Origin of the sequence: Embleya sp. NPDC059213 (genome assembly GCF_042754445.1) — a bacterium.
Lineage (GTDB): Bacteria > Actinomycetota > Actinomycetes > Streptomycetales > Streptomycetaceae > Embleya.
The window spans coordinates 1-18,913 of sequence record NZ_JBHZAV010000179.1 but is presented as its reverse complement, the minus strand read 5'-3'; the positions used below and the strand labels follow the sequence as shown (position 1 = coordinate 18,913).

17 protein-coding genes and 2 pseudogenes are annotated in these 18,913 nt (G+C 72.8%); 12 read left to right on the top strand and 7 right to left on the bottom strand.

From position 1 onward, the window contains the following. Positions 1-623: 623 nt before the first annotated feature. Positions 624-1,415 (bottom strand): arylamine N-acetyltransferase, encoded by a 792-nt coding sequence (locus tag ACFXMF_RS38715; RefSeq protein ID WP_360320355.1) that lies wholly within the window; start codon positions 1,413-1,415, stop codon positions 624-626. A gap of 464 nt (positions 1,416-1,879) precedes the next feature. Here ACFXMF_RS38715 and ACFXMF_RS38710 point away from each other — a divergent pair, with 464 nt between their 5' ends. The 6 genes and pseudogenes from ACFXMF_RS38710 (at position 1,880) to ACFXMF_RS38685 (ending at position 6,855) form a co-directional block, all read left to right on the top strand. After that, positions 1,880-2,941, top strand: coding sequence for a MoxR family ATPase (locus ACFXMF_RS38710; RefSeq protein WP_360320358.1), 1,062 nt, complete (start codon positions 1,880-1,882; stop codon positions 2,939-2,941). A 13-nt stretch (positions 2,942-2,954) separates the two neighbouring features. Beyond that, positions 2,955-4,838 carry a hypothetical protein gene (locus tag ACFXMF_RS38705; RefSeq protein WP_360320361.1) on the top strand — a complete coding sequence of 628 codons (1,884 nt, stop codon included), beginning with the start codon at positions 2,955-2,957 and terminating at the stop codon, positions 4,836-4,838. Between the two features lie 171 nt (positions 4,839-5,009). After that, positions 5,010-5,399: a DUF4180 domain-containing protein gene (locus tag ACFXMF_RS38700; protein ID WP_360320364.1), complete on the top strand. Its 390-nt coding sequence runs from the start codon at positions 5,010-5,012 to the stop codon at positions 5,397-5,399. Continuing rightward, positions 5,315-5,635: pseudogene (locus ACFXMF_RS38695) on the top strand (Sir2 family NAD-dependent protein deacetylase); the annotation flags it as partial. The gene ACFXMF_RS38700 and the pseudogene ACFXMF_RS38695, both read left to right, overlap by 85 nt. Before the next feature lie 71 nt (positions 5,636-5,706). Continuing rightward, positions 5,707-5,907 carry a hypothetical protein gene (locus ACFXMF_RS38690; RefSeq protein WP_379988039.1) on the top strand — a complete coding sequence of 67 codons (201 nt, stop codon included), beginning with the start codon at positions 5,707-5,709 and terminating at the stop codon, positions 5,905-5,907. A 147-nt stretch (positions 5,908-6,054) separates the two neighbouring features. Beyond that, positions 6,055-6,855, top strand: a complete 801-nt coding sequence (locus ACFXMF_RS38685; protein WP_379988034.1) for a glutamate racemase — start codon at positions 6,055-6,057, stop codon at positions 6,853-6,855. Here the strand turns inward: ACFXMF_RS38685 and ACFXMF_RS38680 are convergent. The 4 genes from ACFXMF_RS38680 to ACFXMF_RS38665 form a co-directional block, all read right to left on the bottom strand. Further along, complete coding sequence (locus ACFXMF_RS38680; RefSeq protein WP_360320373.1) at positions 6,852-7,253, bottom strand: VOC family protein; 402 nt, start codon at positions 7,251-7,253, stop codon at positions 6,852-6,854. The genes ACFXMF_RS38685 and ACFXMF_RS38680 overlap by 4 nt on opposite strands. 144 nt (positions 7,254-7,397) lie before the next feature. Next, positions 7,398-8,144 (bottom strand): ABC transporter permease, encoded by a 747-nt coding sequence (locus ACFXMF_RS38675; protein WP_379988038.1) that lies wholly within the window; start codon positions 8,142-8,144, stop codon positions 7,398-7,400. Between the two features lie 89 nt (positions 8,145-8,233). Next, entirely contained in the window at positions 8,234-9,355 is a 1,122-nt protein-coding gene (locus ACFXMF_RS38670; RefSeq protein WP_360320376.1) for an ATP-binding cassette domain-containing protein, read from the bottom strand. Positions 9,356-9,563: 208 nt separating this feature from the next. Further along, the gene (locus ACFXMF_RS38665) at positions 9,564-10,262 is read right to left on the bottom strand and encodes a PadR family transcriptional regulator (protein ID WP_360320379.1); all 699 of its coding nucleotides are present in this window, start codon (positions 10,260-10,262) and stop codon (positions 9,564-9,566) included. Positions 10,263-10,396: 134 nt separating this feature from the next. Here ACFXMF_RS38665 and ACFXMF_RS38660 point away from each other — a divergent pair. Beyond that, positions 10,397-11,547: pseudogene (locus ACFXMF_RS38660) on the top strand (serine hydrolase domain-containing protein). A gap of 93 nt (positions 11,548-11,640) precedes the next feature. On the opposite strand, the gene ACFXMF_RS38655 reads toward ACFXMF_RS38660, so the two are convergent. After that, positions 11,641-12,480: an SDR family oxidoreductase gene (locus ACFXMF_RS38655; protein ID WP_379988033.1), complete on the bottom strand. Its 840-nt coding sequence runs from the start codon at positions 12,478-12,480 to the stop codon at positions 11,641-11,643. Between the two features lie 112 nt (positions 12,481-12,592). Next, positions 12,593-13,087, bottom strand: coding sequence for an FBP domain-containing protein (locus ACFXMF_RS38650; protein WP_360320385.1), 495 nt, complete (start codon positions 13,085-13,087; stop codon positions 12,593-12,595). A gap of 100 nt (positions 13,088-13,187) precedes the next feature. On the opposite strand from ACFXMF_RS38650, the gene ACFXMF_RS38645 reads away from it, so the two are divergent. From ACFXMF_RS38645 to ACFXMF_RS38625, 5 genes are all read left to right on the top strand, one after another. Then, entirely contained in the window at positions 13,188-13,754 is a 567-nt protein-coding gene (locus ACFXMF_RS38645; protein WP_360320388.1) for a WHG domain-containing protein, read from the top strand. Positions 13,755-14,000: 246 nt separating this feature from the next. Further along, on the top strand, positions 14,001-14,531 hold the full coding sequence (locus tag ACFXMF_RS38640) for a DUF1697 domain-containing protein (RefSeq protein ID WP_360320391.1): 531 nt from the start codon (positions 14,001-14,003) through the stop codon (positions 14,529-14,531). 62 nt (positions 14,532-14,593) lie between these two features. Then, positions 14,594-15,250, top strand: a complete 657-nt coding sequence (locus ACFXMF_RS38635) for an ArsR/SmtB family transcription factor (protein WP_379988032.1) — start codon at positions 14,594-14,596, stop codon at positions 15,248-15,250. 211 nt (positions 15,251-15,461) lie between these two features. Further along, complete coding sequence (locus tag ACFXMF_RS38630) at positions 15,462-16,211, top strand: ABC transporter ATP-binding protein (RefSeq protein ID WP_360320397.1); 750 nt, start codon at positions 15,462-15,464, stop codon at positions 16,209-16,211. Continuing rightward, complete coding sequence (locus ACFXMF_RS38625) at positions 16,211-18,748, top strand: ABC transporter permease (RefSeq protein WP_379988037.1); 2,538 nt, start codon at positions 16,211-16,213, stop codon at positions 18,746-18,748. The genes ACFXMF_RS38630 and ACFXMF_RS38625 overlap by 1 nt, the downstream gene beginning before the upstream one ends. The last annotated feature ends 165 nt before the right edge of the window (positions 18,749-18,913 follow it).

The window sequence follows — 18,913 nt, the reverse complement described above, 5'->3', positions numbered from 1 at the left end:
GCCTGACCGCCGGTGACCGTGGGACCGGGTCGATCTCCGCCGGTCCACGCCGACCGTTTAGCACTGAGCCACCCGCCGCCCACCAAGACGCGACCGCCGGCCGCGAACACCCGACCCACTCGGAAAGGCTCCCCGGCGAACCCGACGAAAGCACCCACCCGCTCCGCCGTTGCCAGCGCCTTTCCGGCGAGCAACACCCACCTCTCGCCGGGGTGCCCAGGGCTCCTGACCGCCGGTGACCCCGGGACCGGCTCGATCTCCGCCGGCCCACGCCGACCATTTAGCACTGAGCCACCCGCTGCCCACCAAAACGTGACCGCCGGCCACAAATCACCCGACCCACTCGACAAGGCCCCGGCGAACCTCACCGGGCCACCCACCCACCTCGCCATTGCCGGCCCCTGGCGCCCCGCACGGGGGGCCATACCCCGCCTGTGCCGCTTTTCGCCCCATGCCATGTCGTGCAGCGCTCCGGGCCGGCCCGCCTCTGCGTCGGCTGCGCTTTGACCCCCGCCAGGCCGACCCGGGCCTCTGGGCATTCCGGGACCTGGGCGTTTGGCGGCAGTGTCGTTGTCGGCCCGGCCCCCGCCCCCGCCCCGCCCCCGCCCCGGCCCCCGCCCCGGTCAGGGGGCGGTGGTTGGGATTTGGGTGGGGCGGGTTGGGGGGTGGGGGAGGGTGATGGCGAAGTGGGTTTGGTAGGCGGACAGGAGGGCCTTGTCGTCGGGGAGGGGTTCCTCGTGGCGGTTGGTGCCGGTGGTGTGGATGAGGGTGCGGTTGGTGATGGTGATGCGGCCGTCGGGGGTCGGGCGGGAGCACAGGGGGGCGCGGGTGAAGTGTGATGTGGGCGAGGTCTGATGCCACCAGCAGCCGGCCGCGAAGTCGCGCAGGTCGCGTGGTCGTGGCTCCAGGCGGTATTGGGGTCGGCCGTCCTGTAGGACGTCGAGTTCGCCGTACTCGCCCTCGACGATGCGGAACACCCCGCCGGGGTCGTGCTGGTCGGTGTGCAGGTCCAGGCGGATCGGGTGGTGGGTGAACCGGCCGAAGCCGACGTCGACGAGCCATGGTTCGTCCAGGTCCACGCGCAGCGCGAGATGGTCGAACGGGATGCCCAGGCGACCCTTGTCGTCGTAGGTGCGCGCCGCGAGCAGGGTGACCCGGTAGCCGAGGGACCGCAGCAACGCGGCGAACGCGCCGCCGAGTTCGTAGCAGAAGCCGCCGCGTCGGCGGTCCAGGAGCTTGGCCAGGAGCGCCTCTTCGGCGAGTTCGACGGGCCGGCCGAGGTGGATGTCGAGGTTCTCGAACGGCACCGCGAGCAGGTGCCGCCACTGGAGGTCGGCCAGGGCCGCCGCGTCGGGACGCGCGGGGCGAGCGGCGTCGATGAGGGCGAGGTAGGTTTCGGCGCGGTCGTGGTCCACCGTGTCTCCGTGCTGTGATGCCCGGTGCGTGCACGATGCGTGCGCGGTGTGCGCGGTGTGTGCGCGGTGCACGCGATGCCGGACGTTGTGTGCGTGCCGCCGGGTAGGTCGGCTGCCCCTCATCATGCCGATGCCCGAGCATGCGTCCGGACCGGGGTGGTCGCCGCCGAGGCGTTTCGTCGACCGGAGACGTTTCGCCGACCCTCCGACGGAGGGGGCGCGTTCCCGGGACCGCGATGCGGACCCCGCGCCTCGAATCGTGGGCGGGTCACGGGCGGATCCGCCCCCACCCGCAGGCCCCACCCGCAGGCCCCGCTCCCGCCCGTCCGCGCCTCGGCCGGAGCCGAAAACTGGGCGACAGGTTCCGCGTTCAACGGCATCATTCGGGAGCCGGCCGCCGCTGTTCCCTTCGGTGGTGTTTGCCGGTCCGACCTCCGTTTCCGTGTCATGGCCGAAAGGTTGCCGTGCAGGCCGCCCATACGATCACCCCCGCTGCCCTGCCCGAAGTCCTGTTGCATACCGCGCTGGTGCGGCCCGTGTTCGTGTGGGGAGCGCCCGGGATCGGGAAGTCCTCGTTGGTACGGGACTTCGCGCAGTCCCTCGGGCTGGAGTGTGTGTCGTTGCTGGGCACCCAACTGGCTCCCGAGGACCTGATCGGCGTACCGCAGATCGTCGACGGGCGCAGCCGGTTCTGTCCGCCCGAGCAGATCGCCCGGGACGAGCCGTACTGCCTGTTCCTCGACGAACTCAACGCCGCCTCACCCGACGTGCAGAAGGCGTTCTATTCACTGATCCTGGACCGCCGGATCGGCTCCTACACGCTCCCGGCCGGCTCCGTGGTGATCGGCGCGGGCAACCGGGCGAGCGACAACGCGCTGGCCCGGCCGATGTCCTCGGCGCTGATCAACCGCCTGGTGCACATCCACCTGCGCGCCTCGGTCGACGACTGGTTGACGTGGGCCCTCGGGAACGGCATCCACCCGTGGATCCTGGACCACGTGCGGGCCCGACCGGACCACCTGTGGAGCCTGCCGCCCAAGACCGAGGAGGCGTTCTCCACACCGCGCGCGTGGCACATGCTCTCCGACGGGTTGTACTCCTTCGGTCCGGACGTCACCGACGAGCACGTGCGGCTGCTCGCGCACGGCACGCTCACCCCCACCCATGCCGCCGCGTTCCTGGGCTTTCTCAAGACCGTGCGCAACGCGTACGGGCTGGACGCCATCGTCAAGGGCGACGCCCGCTGGCCGGCCGCGCCCGCCGACCGCGACCTGCTGTTCTTCCTCGTGGAGAGCTTCCGCGCCCGACTGGCCAAGGATCTGCCCGCAGACCGTCGGCACGTCTCGCCCGCACTGCGCGAATTCGCCTTCCGGGCCAAGGCCCTCCTGGTCGAACTCGCCGAGATATCGCTGGAGATGGCCCAACTCGTGATCGCCGAGGACACCGCCGGCGGCGCCCCGCTGCCCGCGTGGTTCCTCGTCGAGACCGCCCGCGACCTGCCGCGCCTGGTCGGCGCGCGGCGCTGAATCGGCCGCGCCGATGTCCGCCCGCCGGGCTCGCAACCCCGCCGCAGACCACGAGGAACGGGCCCGAAAAGCACGCGAAGCCGGTTGGCGGGCGGCCTGCGTCGCACCCCTGGACATCGTCGCGCGACAGGTCCGCCACACCTACGCCGCACACGACGCGGGCGCGCTGGGACACGTCACCGAATACGGCACCCTCGTGGTCGACCGACACCGCTACGTGCCGCCCCTGACCTGGTCCCGCGTCTACACCCACCTGCTGATGCACCTGGCGATGGGCCACCTGGACCAGGACGCCCTCGCCGAGGTCGGCCTGGGCGATCCGGACGCCGAGATCGACGCCGCCTACAACACCGCGTGTTGTGTCGCGGTGCACCGCTTCGCCGAGGGCCTGGGCCTGGGCATCGGCACCCCCCTGGCCGAACTGCCCGACCTGCCCGTCGGCAACGAGCGCGAACTCACCGAGCGTTGGCGCCGCGAAGGCGTCCCCGAGGCGCTGCGCCGGATCGGCACCAACGGCACCTCCCCGTGCATCCGCCGCTCACCGTCCGTCGACCCGACCACCGCGACGCGCCCGGACTGGCCCGCAGTGCTGGCCCGCGGCCTGGTTCGGATGGTCGCCGCCTCGCTCGACTCCGCCGCCGGCGAGCACGGCCGCCGGACCGCGCGCCCCGACGGCCCCTGGGACCGGGCACTGTCCTGGTTCGTCTCCTCCTATCCCCTCCTGGGCGCCCTCGCCGCCGGCCTCACCCTGGTCGCCGACGCCGAACTGGCCCGCTCCTGGGACATCACCATCGCCGCCGTCGACGCCGAGCACGGCGAGATCTACGTCAACCCGCACGCCGGCCTGAGCATCGAGGAGTGGCGCTTCGTGCTCGCCCACGAGATGTTGCACGCCGCGCTGCGCCACGACCGCCGGCGCGAGCACCGGGACGCCCACCTGTTCAACGTGGCCTGCGACTACGTGATCAACGGGTGGCTGGTGGAGATGGGTGTCGGGGTGCTGCCGGACGGGCTGCTGTACGACGCGCGGTTGGCCGGGTTGTCGGCCGAGTCGGTGTACGACACGTTGACCACCGACCTGCGCCGGGCCCGCAAGCTGCGCACCCCCGGCTCGCGCGAGCACGGCGACATCCTGGGCGACTGGCTCTCCGAACCGGCCGCCGCGGCCCGGCGTTCGAGCCGGCGGACGGGGTCGGGGCCGCTCCCGGGCGCGGGTCGGTCCGGTGGTTCGTTCGTCGACCTGGACGCGTTCTATCGACGCGCGCTCTCCGCCGGGTTGGCCTACCACGATCTCGACCGAGGGCTGTTGCCCGCCGGACTGATCGAGGAGATCCGCACGCTGGAACAACCGCCGCCGGCCTGGGACGTACGACTGGCCCGCTGGTTCGACGAGCACGTGCGTCGGCCGGAGTCGGTGCGCAGCTACACCCGGGCGAGCCGCCGTCAGGCGTCGACGCCCGACATCCCTCGGCCCGGGCGGATCCGGCCCTTGGACGTGGACCGGCTGTGTACGTTCGGCGTGGTGTTGGACACCTCCGGGTCGATGGATCCGGTGCTGCTCGGCAAGGCGCTGGGCGCGATCGCCTCGTACGCCACCGCGCGTGACGTGCCGGCCGCGCGGGTGGTGTATTGCGACGCCGCCGCCTACGACGCGGGCTATCTGCCGGTCGAGGACATCGCGCGCAAGGTGCGGGTGCGCGGGCGCGGCGGCACGGTGTTGCAGCCGGGGATCCGGCTGTTGGAGGGCGCGGCGGACTTTCCTGCGGACGGTCCGATCCTGGTGGTCACCGACGGGCAGTGCGACGTGCTGCGAGTGCGGCGCGAACACGCCTTCCTGGTCCCGGCCGGCGCCCGGCTGCCGTTCACGGCACGCGGGCCGGTGTTCCGGGTCCGCTGAGGCGGGCGGTCCGGGCGGGTGCCGTCCGCGACCGGGGCAGGGCCTTTCGGTCGGGTCCGGTGGCTCGACGGCCGGAATTTCGGATGCGTCGGGGCGGGCCGAGGACCAGACTCGAAGGCAGGCGGCGCAACACACAAGCGCGGCACGGAACCCGGAAGGACATCGCTCGACATGCCCGACAGGCCGGACGCCATGGAAACCCTGCACGACACCTCGGTGTGGATCTGCGCCGCCGAAGGCACGCCGATCCGTACGGTACGCGACACACTCGATCTGATCGGCGAGGCCGGCTACCGGGGCGCGAGCTGGGTCGTCCTGCCGGCGGCGCGCCTGGACCCGGACTTCTTCCGGCTGCGCACCGGCGTGGCCGGCGACGTGCTGCAGAAGTTCGCCGACTACCGGATGCGGGTGGCCATCCTGGGCGACATCACCGAGTACACCGCCGCGAGCGAGCCGCTGACCGACTTCGTCCGCGAATGCAACCGGGGCCGGCACGTGTGGTTCGGCGCCGACCTGGAGGCCCTCACCGCCCGCCTCGCCGAGGAGGGCCTCGCCGGGTGACTGCGGCGCGGGCGCGGGCACATGTCGTCACGCGGAGCATCGACGGGCCGCACCCGGCGGTGGGAAGCCCGGCCGATCGGGTGCACGAACCGCACGGCACGATCACCCGGGCCCGCTGCATGCGGCGCCGGCGCCCCGCGCCGATGGACGACACGCTCCGAGCGGTCCGGGCGGGTGCCGCCGAACCGGCGGGTCCGGCATGCGCCACGGGGGTCCTGCGGCCGGACATGGTGCCGTTCGGCGCCCCCCGACGGCGACGTGTACGGGCGGGCCGCCGACGCGGTGCGGGCGGCGGACTTTCCTCTCGGTGGTCGGCACGTCGCCGCGGGTGGAGCCGGCCGCTGCGGTGTGTGCCACCGCCGTCGACCGTGGCGCGGCGTCGGCGATCGTCGACACCGAAGCCGCGCCGTACGACGACTTCGCGAGCGATGTGCCGCGTGGTGACGTCGAACCGGTCGTGCCGCGCGTCGTGGCGGCTCCGGAGGCCGGCGGACCGCCGGTCGGGTGAGCGGGCGGCCGGGGGCGGGCACGGATCCGCCGGTCGGGACCGGGTGCCGGGTCGCGACGGCCGGCCCGAGCCGGTGGGCGGTGTGCACCACGCCCACGATCGCGCCCCTGTTCGGGCCCGTGCGCCGGGGCGGCTAGGTTGGACGGCATGCTTGTGGCGTTGATCGATTCCGGGACGGGACTGTTGCCGACGGCGGGGTGGCTGCGACGGTTGCGGCCGGACCTCGGCCTGCTGCTGTGCATGGACCCCGACCACATGCCGTGGGGCGACCGCGGCGAGGCGACCATCACCCGACGGGTGCTGGCCGCCGCGGAGCTGGCCGCCGAGCGCGGCGCCGAGGGCATCGTGGTGCCGTGCAACACCGCCACCGTGACCGCCCTGGACACGCTGCGGGCCCGTTGCGAGCCCGCCGTACCGGTGGTGGGCACTGTGCCGGCGATCAAGCCCGCCGCCGGGTCCGGTGCCCCGTTCGCGGTGTGGGCCACCGTCGCCACCACCGCGAGTGCGTACCAGGCCCGCCTGATCGAGGAGTTCGCCGCCGGGCACACCGTGGAGCGGGTGGCTTGCCCCGGCCTGGCCGAGGCGATCGACCGGGCCGATCGACCGGCCGTCGAGGCCGCCATCGCCGACGCCGCGCGGCGCACCCCCGCGCACTGCGCCGGCGTGGTGCTGGGCTGTACGCACTACCCCCTCGTCGCCGACCGGATCGCCGCCGCGCTGCCCGCCGGGGTGGGGTTGTACGACAGCGCCGAGGCGGTCGCCCGGCAGACGCTGCGCCGGCTGGGCCTGACCGAGGACCCGGACGCGCCGCCCGGCACGATCGAGGTCACCCTCAGCGGACGCCCCGGCACACTGCCGCCGAACGCGCTCGCCTACCCGCTCGGCCGTGCACTCGCCGCCGGCCGACCGGTGCCCGCACACACACAGCCGGCCGAAGTCAGGCCCTAGACAGTCCAGTTCCGGGTGGACAACACCAGGTGGTAGCCGTCCGGATCGACGATGGTGACGCCGTACGTGTCCCAGTACGGGTTGTGCGCGGCGGTTCGGGTGCCGCCCGCCGCGACCAGCCGGTCGATCAGCGCGGGGTCGATCGGCTCGCCCAGGTAGAGCACGAACAGGTCCTCGACCGTGGGCGTGGGCGGCAGCGGATGCTCCGGGTCGATGGTCAGCTCGAAGTGCCAATTGCCGCCCGGGAGACCGACCATGACCAGATCCCACTCGCCCGAGACGCGCTCGGTGGTGCGCCACAGGACCTCCAGGCCCAGGCCCTCGACGTAGAAGCGTTCGGCGGCGGCCAGGTCGCGCGAGGGGCGGGCGACTCGTACATGCGTGTCGGTGCTGATCATGTCGGTGAGATTAGCCGGTGGCCGCCGACCTTCGACGGCGCACGTCGACCCCGGCTCGGCCGGCCTTCGACGTGCGCCGACCCCGGCTCGGCCGGCCGCCGACCGAGCCGAGCCGAGGCGACACCGCGGCGTACCCCCGCCGGCCTACACCGACTTGCGGTACGCGCGGAACGTGCGCATCGACAACCACACCGCGAACGCGGCCAACCCGACCAGGGCCGCGCCGCGTTCGGCGACCAGGGCCCAGTCGGGGTCGGCACGCATGGCCGAACGGGTCGCCGTCAGTGCCCAGTCGAGCGGATTGAAGCGTGCGACCTCCCGCATCCAATCCGGCATCCGGGACGGGGGCATGAACGCCGAGGACATGAAGGTGAGCGGCAGCAGCAGGAAGGTGTTCAGCGCGATCACCGTCTCGCGTTCGCGTGCCACCATGCCCACCGCGTTGGAGAAGGCGCCGAAGACCGTGCCCAGCACCGAGGCCACCACGATCAGGACCAGGACCCCGGCGAAGCCGCCCGGATAGTGCGCGCCCGCCAGTTTGCCCAGCCCGACCATCACCAGCGACTGGAACGCGGTCGAGCAGCCCTGGGCCACCACGTTCGCGTTGACCAGCGCGCTGCGCCGGAGCGGGGTGACCAGGAAGCGGTTGAGCGTGCCGCGTTCGATCTCCTCCAGGATGCCCATGCCGGCCCACATGTTGGCCGACACCGCGTTCATCACCACGACGCCCGGGATCAGGTAGTCGAGGTAGGTCCCGGCGCCGAAGCCGGGCAACTCGGCTATGTCGCGGAAGAGTTGACCGAAGAGGAACAGCCAGATCACCGGCTGGATCAGGGTGATCACCAGGTAGACGGGCTGCCGCAGGAAGACCCGGAACTGACGGGCGGTCATGTACCAGGTGTGGGTGATCGTCTCGCGCAGGATCGGCACGCTCGGCGGGCTCGGGACACGAGTGGTGCCCGTCGCGGTGGTCGCGGTCGTCATCGCGTCTCTCCTTCGCGGGTGTCGGAAGCGTCGGCGACCTCGGCGTCCTCGACGGGCGCGGCGTCGCCGCCCGCCTCGGCCGGGTTCGTCGCGTCGAAGCGGCGACCGGCGTGCCGCAGGTAGACGTCGTCGAGCGAGGGGCGGGCCACCGTGACCGCGCCGACCCGGGCACCGACGTGGTCGAGGGCGGCCAACACCTCGGGCACCGCGGCGGCCCCGTGGTCCGCCCGGGCGTGCACCGCGCGGGCCTCGACGGTGATCTCCCGAATGCCCGGCACCCGGGCCAGCGCCTCGCGCACCTCGGGCCCGGCCGGGTCGAGCAGGTCCACGTGCACCGCGTCGCCGTGCAATCGGGACTTGAGCTGTTCGGGAGCGCCTTCGGCGACCACCCGGCCGTGGTCCACGATGGCCAGCCGCGCGGCGAGCCGGTCGGCCTCGTCGAGGTAGTGCGTGGTGAGCAGGATGCTCAGGCCCTCGCCGGCCAGCCGGCCGATCTCCTCCCACATGTCGGCGCGGGCCTCGGGGTCCAGGCCGGTGGTGGGTTCGTCCAGGAAGAGCACCTCGGGGTGGTGGACCAGGCCCAGTGCCACATCCAGTCGGCGCTGCATGCCGCCGGAGTAGGTGCGCACCGGGCGGTGTGCGGCCTCGGTCAGGCCGAAGCGATCCAGCAGGTGATCGGCGCGCCGGCCGGGCTCGCGACCGCGCAGGCCGAACAGGTGCCCGGTGAGGATCAGGTTCTCCCGAGCGGTGGCGGCCGGATCGGCGCCGGAGCGCTGGGCGACCACGCCGATGGCCCGGCGGACCCGAGCCGGGTCCCGGGTCACGTCGTGGCCCGCGACCCGGGCCGTGCCGGAGTCCGCGGCGGCCAGCGTGGTGAGGATCTTGACGGTGGTGGACTTGCCCGCGCCGTTGGGCCCGAGCAGGCCGAAGACGGTGCCGGGTGCCACGCTCAGGCTCAGCCCGGCCAGTGCCCGGACACCTTGCGGGCGGCCCTTGACGGGATAGGTCTTGACGAGGTCGTGCGCCTCGATCGCGGGCGCGCCGGTGCCGGCGGGGCCGGTGTGTCCGGGCGTGCGACCGTCGTGGACGGTAGCCGCCGTCCGCTCGGTGTGCTTCATGGTGGAGTGGATCCCTCCGGTCGACATGCGGTACGGCGATGCCGAGTGGCTCGCCGACCTGCGACAAGAGGACCGGGGATACGATGGGTTCGGTGCGCCTCGTATGTGCCGGTCCCTGTTGCCACAGGGTTTCGGTGCGAGGTTCCCGGCCCTCGGGAGCGGTGTTCGAGCACCGCCCGGGGGCCTTTTTCGGTCCGGGATCGTGGATCTACCCGGTGGGGTCGTCGGTGGTGGCCTCCTGATCGTGTTCGGCGGCTTCGGTGGGTGCGAGCTCCCGGTCCGCGGCGTCCATGTCGACCCAGGCCGCCGGGGCCTCGCCGGTGGCTCGGAAGTGGCGCCACTCGGCGACGCCGGAGAGGCTGTCGTCCGCGATCTCGTCGAGCAGACCGCGCACCCACCGCGCCTCGGCCTCGGCCATGGCCAGTTCGTACTCGTTCTCGACCAGGAACACCCTGGGCAGCCGGCCGGTGAGTTCGGCCAACTCGGCGCGCCCGCGGGCGACGTGGGCGTCGATGGCCTCGACCCGACGTTCGAGCAGCGTGCTCACCTGGTCCGGGTCGAGCACGCCCATCAGGGACAGGGCGCCCTCGAAGCGCGGGAACTCGTGCACCCGGACCGACAACAACTCGCCCAGCCACTCGCGCATCTCGGCATCGCCGGCCTCGGTCACCGCGTAGGTGGTGCGCTCCGGCCGGCGGCCCTCGCGGTCGACCCCGGTGGCGGTGATCAGACCGTGTTTCTCCAGGTTGCGGACCACGGTGTACAGCGAGCCGTAGTTGATCTTGATGCTGTTTTCCTTGCCCCGACTGCGCAACACCTGGGCGATTTCGTACGGGTGGCGCGGCTGCTCGGCGACCAGCGCCAGCACGGCGAGTGCCAGTGTGTTGCCGACCCTGCGTCTGGCCACGGCCGCCTCCGGGGAATTCCGATTACTCGTCACCGAATATACGACTGCGGGTAGTCGACGTCCAGGGTGCGGCCGGAATTCGGCGGTGCCCGTCGGGTTTGGCGTCGGTGAAGGTTCAAGATCATGGGGGAAGCATGTCGAGTGGGATCGCGGTATCGGGCAGCGTCGCGGCGGGATTCGAGCAGGTTCGGACCGAACTCGCCGCCGCCCTGGCCGAATTGCCGGACGCGCCGGGGGTGCGGCTCGCGGTGTATCGCGACGGTCGTCGTGTGGTCGACCTGTGGGCGGGGGACGAGGTCACGGGGGACACGCTGGCCCCGGTCTTCTCGACCACCAAGGGCGCCGCGCATCTGGTGGTGGCGTTGCTCGTGCAGGACGGTGTGCTGGATCCGGACCGGGCCGTCGCGCACTACCGGCCGGAGTTCGCCGCGCACGGCAAGGGCGGGACACCCTGCGCGAGCTGCTCGCGCACCGCTCCGGCGCGATCGGGGTGGACGGCGGCTTCACCGTCGCCGAACTGGCCGACGACCGACTGCTCGCCGAACACCTGGCCGCCCACCGGTCGTTCTGGGAGCCGGGCACGGCGTACGGCTACCACGCCTTCGTGATCGGCGCGCTCACCGGCGAGGTGGTGCGCCGGGCCACCGGGCGTTCGCTCCAGGAGATCTACGAGGAGCGCGTGCGCGCGCCCCACGACCTGGACATGTACCTCGGCCTGCCGGTCGCGATGGAGGCCCGCACGCTCGACATGTTGCCGATGTTGCCCACCCCGGAGCAGCAGGCCCGGTCGGCCGCCCACGCGCCCGACCGATTCGGCCGCACCGGGGTCGCCTTCAACCTCAACGCCGAACCGCCCACCGACCTGGTCGGCTTCGTCAACACCCGTGAGGTGCGCGCACTGGGTCCGGCCTCCTCGGGCGGCGTCGGCAACGCACGCGGGTCGGCCGGGATGCACGCGGCCGCGATCTCCGGGCTCGACGGTCGCCCGGCGCTGCTCGAACCGGGCACCGTCGCCGAGTTCGCGCACGTGCACTGGGGCGGTACCGACCTGGTGACCGGCGAGCACGACCACTTCGCGCTGGGCTTCGAGGCGTTGGGCCTGCGCTACGACTTCCTGGGCGACGACGCGTTCGGCCACAGCGGCGCGGCCGGCGCACTGGCCTTCGCCGACCCTCGGTCCGGCACCGCCTACGCCTACACCCGCCGCCGCTTCGGCCATCCGGGCGGCGCGGCCCCGGAGAACACCCGGCCGGCGGCGGCGGTCTTCCGGGCGATCGGCGGCTGACCCGGACGGCCCGGGGCCGGCCCCGCCTCCGTCCCCGCCCGGATCCAGGGCGGGGACGCGGTGTTCGGTGCCCGCGGGTCCGGTGCCGGCGGATCAGCCGAAGTCGCCGCGGTGCTCCCGGGCCCAGGCTCCGAAGGTGCGGGCAGGGGCGCCGGTCAGGTCTCGGACCGCGGTGGTGATCAGCGGCGTCTCGGGTGCTGCGTCGGCGCCCGCGAGCAGCGCGTCGACGAGGGCCGGCGGGCGGCCGTCGGCGAGCATGCGTTCCCGCGCGGCGGCCACCGGGATCGGCTCGAAGCGCAGCGGGCGCTCGATCGCGGCGCCGATCAGCCGGACCTGGTCGGCTCGGCTGAGGACCTCCGGACCGGTCAGGACGTAGGTGACACCGGTGTGGGCGTCCTCGGTGAGCACCCGGACCGCCGACGCGGCGATGTCGCCTTCGTGCACGACCGGCTTGGCGGCCAGATCCGGGCCGCCGACGGCGCCGGAGGCGCGGATCTGCCCGGCCCATCCGAGTGTGTTGCTCGCGATGGTCTCCGCGCGCAGGAAGGTCCACTCGGTGGTCGATTCGGCGATCACCCGTTCCAGCTCGGCGTGCAGCCCGCTGATCGGGTCGGCCTGGCGGTCGACGTCGTCGCGTACCCGCGCGGAGGAGAGGTAGACGACGCGGCCCGTGTGCGCGGTCACCGCGTCCAGCACGGCGGGCGCGCCGTCGGTGGTGAGGAAGGGCCAGACCAGGAACACCGCGTCGACCCCGATCAGGGCCGGCGCGAGGGTGTCCGGCCGGGCCAGGTCGCCGCCCACCACCTCGACCTCGGCGGGCAATCCGGCCGCCTCGGGACGGCGCGCCAACGCCCGTACCTCGACTCCCGCGGCCAGGAGTTGCCCGACCACCTGCCGGCCGACGTTTCCGGTCGCCCCGGTCACCAGAATCATGTGCAGCCCCTCGTGTCCCGACGAAGGCGGTGGGTCCCGCCTCCTCGGACGATCCTGCAACCTCCAGTGGACGTGAGGTCAAGGCGTTCGGCCCGCGGGCGGCGGGAGCGACCTACTCGATGACCTTGGCCAGGAACGCCGCCAGGTTGCCCCGGGTGCGTTCGATCTGCTCGGCCAGGGTCAGCGACTCCTCGAACCGACCGCCGGGCGCCGGCGCCTTCAGGCCGCGTACATACAGGGAGCACGCGAGGTCGGTGCAGATGTACATGCCGAACGAGTTGCCGTCCCGGCCGGCCTGTCCGGTCTTGCGGGCGCTCATCAGCGAGACGCCGCGGCCCGGGTGCGTGGTCAGGCACAACGAGCACATGCTGCGGTGCAGGTAGCCTCGCTGCTGGGCGGGAAAGCGCAGGGCGAGGCCGACGAGCCGACCCTGGTATTCGGTGACCAGATAGGTGCGATCAGGGGCCCCCGGATCGCCCCAGCCCAGGAAATCCAGGTCGGCCCACGGGCGTTCGGCCAGGTCACGGGGCATGGGCAGGCGCTGGGCCGCTCCCTTGGAACAATTGACGAACGACGTACGGATTACCTGCTCGGTGAGTGGGTCCATGCGGCGGAAACTAACAGTGCCTAGGTATCCTAGGCAAATACCTAGAGGCTCTAGGAAGCGCGGACGGCGCGCTGACGGCGTCTCGAAGAAAGGCCGGCGAGTGGCTCGGGCGGGACTGACGGCGGAACGGGTGACCCGCGCGGCGGCGGACCTGGCGGACGAGGTGGGGTTCGAGAACATCACCCTGACCGCGCTGGCGCGCGGCTTCGGGGTCAAGGACGCGAGCCTGTACTCGCACGTGAAGAACCTCCAGGAACTGCGGCTGGGGATCGCGATGCTGGCCGCCGGCGAACTGGCCGATCGCATCGGCGCGGCGGTCGCGGGTCGGGCGGGCAAGGACGCGCTGATCGCCTTCGCCCGGGCGTACCGGGAGTTCGCGTTGGAGCGCCCCGGCCGCTACGCGGCGACCCAGGCGCGGATCGACCCGGCGCTGCTGGCCACCTCCGAGGGCTACCGGCGCAACATCGAGAGCACCTACGCGATGTTGCGCGCCTACGGCCTGGACGAACCGGACCTGACGGATGCGGGACGGCTGTTGCGCAGCGTCTTCCACGGCTTCGCGGTGCTGGAGGGCAACGGCGGGTTCGGGCACGTGCGCAGGCCGAGCGAGTCCTTCGATCGGGCGGTGGAGGCGCTGCACGTGGCGCTGATGAACTGGCCCGATTGACGCGGCCGGACTGACCCGACCCAACTGAGTCGGCCCGACCGAACCGGCCCGACCGAACCGGCTCGGCGGACCCGGGCCGGGTGGACCGGGCCTGCGCGCCCGCCGCGAGGTCCATGGCGACCGGACCCGCTTCGGCGCGTCTTCGCGCGATGCGGTGGAATCGGCGGCGATCGGTTCGATCATGGTGCGCGGGAGCGGTCGGCGGCCGCCGTACGGGTGGTCCCGGCCGTCGGGAAGGCGAGGTGCGTGGTGACGAAGTACGTGGCACTGTTGCGCGGCATCAATGTGGGTGGCCACCGGCGGGTGCCGATGGCGGATCTGCGTCGGGTCCTGACCGAGTTGGGATACACCGAGGTCAAGACGCTGTTGCAGAGCGGGAACGCGGTGTTCGAGGCGGCCGAGCAGCCGGCCGCCGATCTGGTCGCGGCGATCGAGGCCGGGCTGCTCGGCGAATTCGGGTTCGCGGTGGACGTGATGGTGCGCAGCGGCGCGGAACTGCGCGCGGTGGTCGCGGCGAATCCGCTGGAGGTGGTCGATCCGGCCAAGCTCGCGGTGGCGTTCCTGAGCCCGGCCGCGGATCCGGCGGTGCTCGGCGCGGTCGATCCGGCCACCTACGCGCCGGACGAACTGCGGCTGGGCGAACGCGAGTTGTATATGTACTTCCCGGACGGCCTGGGTCGGGCGCGGTTGTCGCCGATCCTGGCCCGCAAGCTCGGCGACACGGCCACCGTCCGCAACTGGAACACGGTGACCAAGCTGCTCGCCATGGCGGGGTGAGACCGGGGCGACCGGGCTCGAAACCATTGCACAATTTCCTGTGCACAGATTATTGTGCATGGGTGGCCGTGTCACCGGAACGCCGAGATGTCAGCGAACTCGAAGCGCTGAAGGCTTTGGCGCACCCCCGGCGACAACGGATCCTGCGAGAACTGGAGGCGGGTGGGCCCGCGACGTCCGCGTCGCTGGCCCGGGCGCTGACATTGAACACCGGCGCGACCAGCTACCACCTCCGGGAGCTGGCCCGACACGGGTTCGTCGAGGACTTCGTGGATCCGCACGCGCACGGCCGCGAGCGGTGGTGGCGCGCCGTGCAGCGGGACCTGCGGTTTCCGCCGCGCAGTGAGCAGAGCGAGGAGATCCGGCCGGTCGTCGACGAGATGAACCGCCTGGCCTTCGCGGCCGACCTGGAGGAGTACCGCAAGGCGCAGACCGCGACCGAGGCCGAAGAGGGGATGGACATGCCGTACTCGCGCGGGACCATCCACGTCACGCCGGCCGAATTGGGCGAGTTCTTCGAGGAGTACATCGCGCTCCTCAACCGGTACAAGCGGGCCGGACCGCTGCCGGCCGAGGCGCGCCCGGTGCAGACGCGCTTCCTGGCGTTCCCGACCACGACCGGTGGGCGGGACGACGAACGGGACGACGACGTGCGCGACGGCGCGGCAGCGGCGGGCGCCGAGCCGGACGGCGGTGGGCCCGGAACCGTCCGGCCCTGAGCCACCGATGCCGAGGCCGCGGCCCTGGCATCGACCCGGAAATTCGAGACGCGAGCGCTGCACCCCGACCCGGGCACCGAATCCCGGCTACCGAACCTTTGGCACCGAGCCGTCGATGCGCCATGCGCCGGTGCACGGTTCGGCGACTCCGGCATGCGTTCGGCTCGGCATCGATCCCCATCCGAAGAGACGACAAGGGCGGCACCGCACCATGAGTACGCACGACCAGATACCCGATGCCGTGTCGCTGACCGGCGTCGGGCGCATCCACGGCAAGGGCACCGCAGCGGTCACCGCCCTGCACGACGTCACCGTCGGCATCCGGCGCGGCAGCTTCACCGCGGTCATGGGGCCCTCGGGCTCCGGGAAGAGCACGTTTCTCCAGTGCGCCGCCGGGCTGGACCGGCCGACCAGCGGCAGTGTGCGGCTCGGCGAGACCGACCTGTCCGGGCTGTCCGAGACCGGCCTGACCGAACTGCGGCGCGAGCGGATCGGCTTCGTCTTCCAGGCGTTCAACCTGATGCCCTCGCTGACCGTGCTGGAGAACATCACGCTGCCGCTGCGGCTGGCGGGCCGCAAGGCGGACCGGACCTGGCTGGCCGAGATCGTCCAGCGGGTGGGCCTGACCGGGCGTACCGAACACCGGCCGGCCGAGCTGTCCGGCGGCCAGCAGCAGCGGGTCGCGATCGCCCGCGCGCTGGTCACCCGGCCCGAGGTGGTCTTCGCCGACGAACCCACCGGCGCGCTGGACACGGTCACCGCCAAGGAGGTGCTGGTGCTGCTGCGCGACACCGTGGACGCGATGGGCCAGACCGTGGTGATGGTCACCCACGACCCGGTCGCCGCGTCCTACGCCGACGAGGTGCTCTTCCTCGCCGACGGACGCATCACCGACACGCTGACCGGGGCCGGCGCGGACCGGATCGCGGACCGGATGACGCACCTGGGCGCGTGGGCCTGATGCTCTTCCTCGCCCTGCGAACCCTGCGCGCCCGCAAGGGCGGCTTCGCCGGCGCTTTCGTCGCGCTGGTGTGCGCGGCCGCGCTGGTGACCGCGTGCGGCGCGCTGTTGGAGACCGGCCTGCGCGGCGACATCCGGATCGAGCGCTACGCCGGTACCGACACCGTGGTCACCGCCGACCAGAACCTGCACTGGACCAAGCACAAGAAGGGCAAGACCAAGACCAAGTCGAAGCCGCTGACCGAGCGGGCGTGGCTGGACGCGACCGCCGTGGACACACTGCGCGCGATCCCCGGTGCCGAGGTGGTCCCGGAACTGACCTTCTCCGCCCACGTACTCACCGCCGGCGGCCGGTCCCTGGACACCGACGGCAACGCGTGGGGCCACGCCTGGGAGTCGGCCCGGCTGACCCCGTTCGCGCTGCGCGAGGGGCGGGCGCCGACGGCGGCCGGCGAGGTCGTGCTGGACGCGGATCTGGCCCGCCGGGCAGACGTCCGGGTCGGCGGCACGGTCACCGTGCAGGCGGGCCGAGCCCCGGGCGGCTACCGCGTGGTGGGCATCGCGGCACCGCCGGGTCGGGACGCGCTGGCCCGGCAGGCCAGTGTGTTCTTCGCCGACGTGGACGCCCGACGGCTGGCCGGACACCCCGGACAGGTCGCCTCGGTGGGCCTGTTCGCCGCGCCCGGCGCGGACCCGGGCACGGTGCGCGCGGCGGCCCGGAAGGCCCTGGCGGGCACCGGCGCGCAGGTGCGGACCGGTACCGATCGTGGGCCGGCCGAGTTCCCCGCCGCGGCCAAGGCGCGGGTGACCCTGGTCAGTCTGGGCGGCGCGCTCGGCGGCACCTCGCTGCTGGTCGCGATCCTGGTCGTGGTGGGCACGTTCGCGCTGTCCATCCAGCAACGCCGGCGCGAGATCGCGCTGTTGCGCGCGATCGGTGCGACGCCTCGGCAGATCCGCCGGATGGTGGGCCGCGAGGCACTGGTGGTGGGTCTGATCGCGGGCGCGCTCGGTGCGTTCGCCGGGCTGGGGCTGGCCCGTTGGCTGCACGGACGGTTCGTCGCGTTCGGCGCGATGCCGGACACGCTCGCCCTGAAGCTGAGCCCGATCCCGCTGATCGGCGCGGTACTGCTGACGCTGCTCGCGGCCTGGACGGCGGCGCGGGTGTCGGTACGGCGGGCCGCGCGGGTGCGACCGACCGAGGCGTTGGCGGACGCGGCGATCGAGCGGCCCGGGCTCGGTGTCGTGCGCACGATCGGCGGGGTGCTCGCGGCGCTGGGCTACGGCGTACTCCTGTTGGTGTTGAGCACGCTGGACACCGAACCCAAGTCCACGCCGGTCACCTTCCTGACGGTGATCCTGGCCGCCGTGGCGATCGCGCTGCTCGGACCGCTGCTTGCCCGGGCGGCAACGGCGGTACTGGGCCTGGTGGTCGGGCGGCTGTCGCCGATCAGCGGGTTCCTGGCGGCGCGCAACGCACGGGCCGCGGCCGAACGGGTGGCCGCGGTGGTGACCCCGTTGAGCCTGGCGGTGGCGATGGCGTCCACCATCCTGTTCACCCAGACCACGGCGAGTCATGCCGCGGGGGAGCAGGTGAAGGCGGGCACGTTGGCCTCGTACACGCTGGTCGCGAAGCCCGGCGTGCCGGGGCGGGCGGCGGAGGCGGCGCGGGCGGTGCCCGGGGTCGAGGTGGTCACCGAGGTCCTGCACACGCTCGTTCGGGCGGGCCGGGACAAGTTCGCGGCTCAGGGAGTCACCCCGCAGGGCGTGCAGCGCACACTCGACCCGAAGACCCGGTCCGGCTCGTTCGCGGCGCTCGCCGACGGGACGGTCGCGGTGAGCGAACTCGCGGCCAGGACCAAGGGGGTCGGCGTCGGCGACGATCTGCGGATCACCATGGGCGACGGGGTCGTGGTCACCCTGAAGGTGGTCGCGGTGTACGAACGCGGCCTGGGGTTCGGTGATCTGACGCTGCCTCATGCGGTGGTGGCGGCGCACGTGGATCGGCCGGCGGCCGAGGCGGTGCTCGTTTCCGGTACGGCGGCGTTGGCGCGGGAGTCGTTGCAGCGGGCGATGGGCGAGTTCCCCGGGGTCCGGGTGCTGGATCGGGGCGAGGTCGAGCAGGCGCGTCGGGACCGGGCGGGCACCCAGGCTCAGGTCAACTATGTGGCGATGGGGCTGATCATCGCGTTCACCGGGATTGCGGTGGTGAACACGTTGGTGATGGCGACGTCGGCGCGGCGGCGGGAGTTCGCGCTGCTGCAACTGGTGGGGACGACTCGGCGCCAGGTGCTTCGGATGCTTCGCTGGGAGACCGGGGCGGTGGTGTTGTTGGCTGCGGTGTTGGGGTCTCTGGTCGCCTACGCGACGTTGACGGCCTACAGCGTGGGGATGACCGCGAGTGCGGCTCCGTATGCGCCGCCGTTGACGTATGCGGCGGTGTTGGTTGCGGCGACGGGGTTGGCGTTCGTGGCCACGGTCGTGCCGGGGCGCGTGGCGTTGCGGGGGAATCCTGCGGACACGATGGGGTTGCGGGACTGAGGTGGCCTCGGGCGCCGGCGGGGCTGGGTGGCCTCATGCGCCGGCGGGGCTGGGTGGCCTCATGCGCCGGCGGGGCTGGGTGGCCTCATGCGCCGGCCGGGCTGGTTCGCCTCATGCGCCGGCGGGGCTGCTTGGCCTCATGCGCCGGCCGGGCTGGTTCGCCTC

Excerpts from the sequence above, each read along its gene's own strand:
- ACFXMF_RS38680 (WP_360320373.1), bottom strand. The coding sequence starts at position 7,253 with ATGATCAGCACCGACACGCATGTACGAGTCGCCCGCCCCTCGCGCGAC.
- ACFXMF_RS38675 (WP_379988038.1), bottom strand. The coding sequence starts at position 8,144 with ATGACCGCCCGTCAGTTCCGGGTCTTCCTGCGGCAGCCCGTCTACCTG.
- ACFXMF_RS38625 (WP_379988037.1), top strand. The coding sequence starts at position 16,211 with ATGCTCTTCCTCGCCCTGCGAACCCTGCGCGCCCGCAAGGGCGGCTTC.
- ACFXMF_RS38670 (WP_360320376.1), bottom strand. The coding sequence starts at position 9,355 with ATGAAGCACACCGAGCGGACGGCGGCTACCGTCCACGACGGTCGCACG.
- ACFXMF_RS38650 (WP_360320385.1), bottom strand. The coding sequence starts at position 13,087 with ATGGACCCACTCACCGAGCAGGTAATCCGTACGTCGTTCGTCAATTGT.
- ACFXMF_RS38700 (WP_360320364.1), top strand. The coding sequence starts at position 5,010 with ATGCCCGACAGGCCGGACGCCATGGAAACCCTGCACGACACCTCGGTG.
- ACFXMF_RS38630 (WP_360320397.1), top strand. The coding sequence starts at position 15,462 with ATGAGTACGCACGACCAGATACCCGATGCCGTGTCGCTGACCGGCGTC.
- ACFXMF_RS38655 (WP_379988033.1), bottom strand. The coding sequence starts at position 12,480 with ATGATTCTGGTGACCGGGGCGACCGGAAACGTCGGCCGGCAGGTGGTC.
- ACFXMF_RS38685 (WP_379988034.1), top strand. The coding sequence starts at position 6,055 with ATGCTTGTGGCGTTGATCGATTCCGGGACGGGACTGTTGCCGACGGCG.
- ACFXMF_RS38705 (WP_360320361.1), top strand. The coding sequence starts at position 2,955 with ATGTCCGCCCGCCGGGCTCGCAACCCCGCCGCAGACCACGAGGAACGG.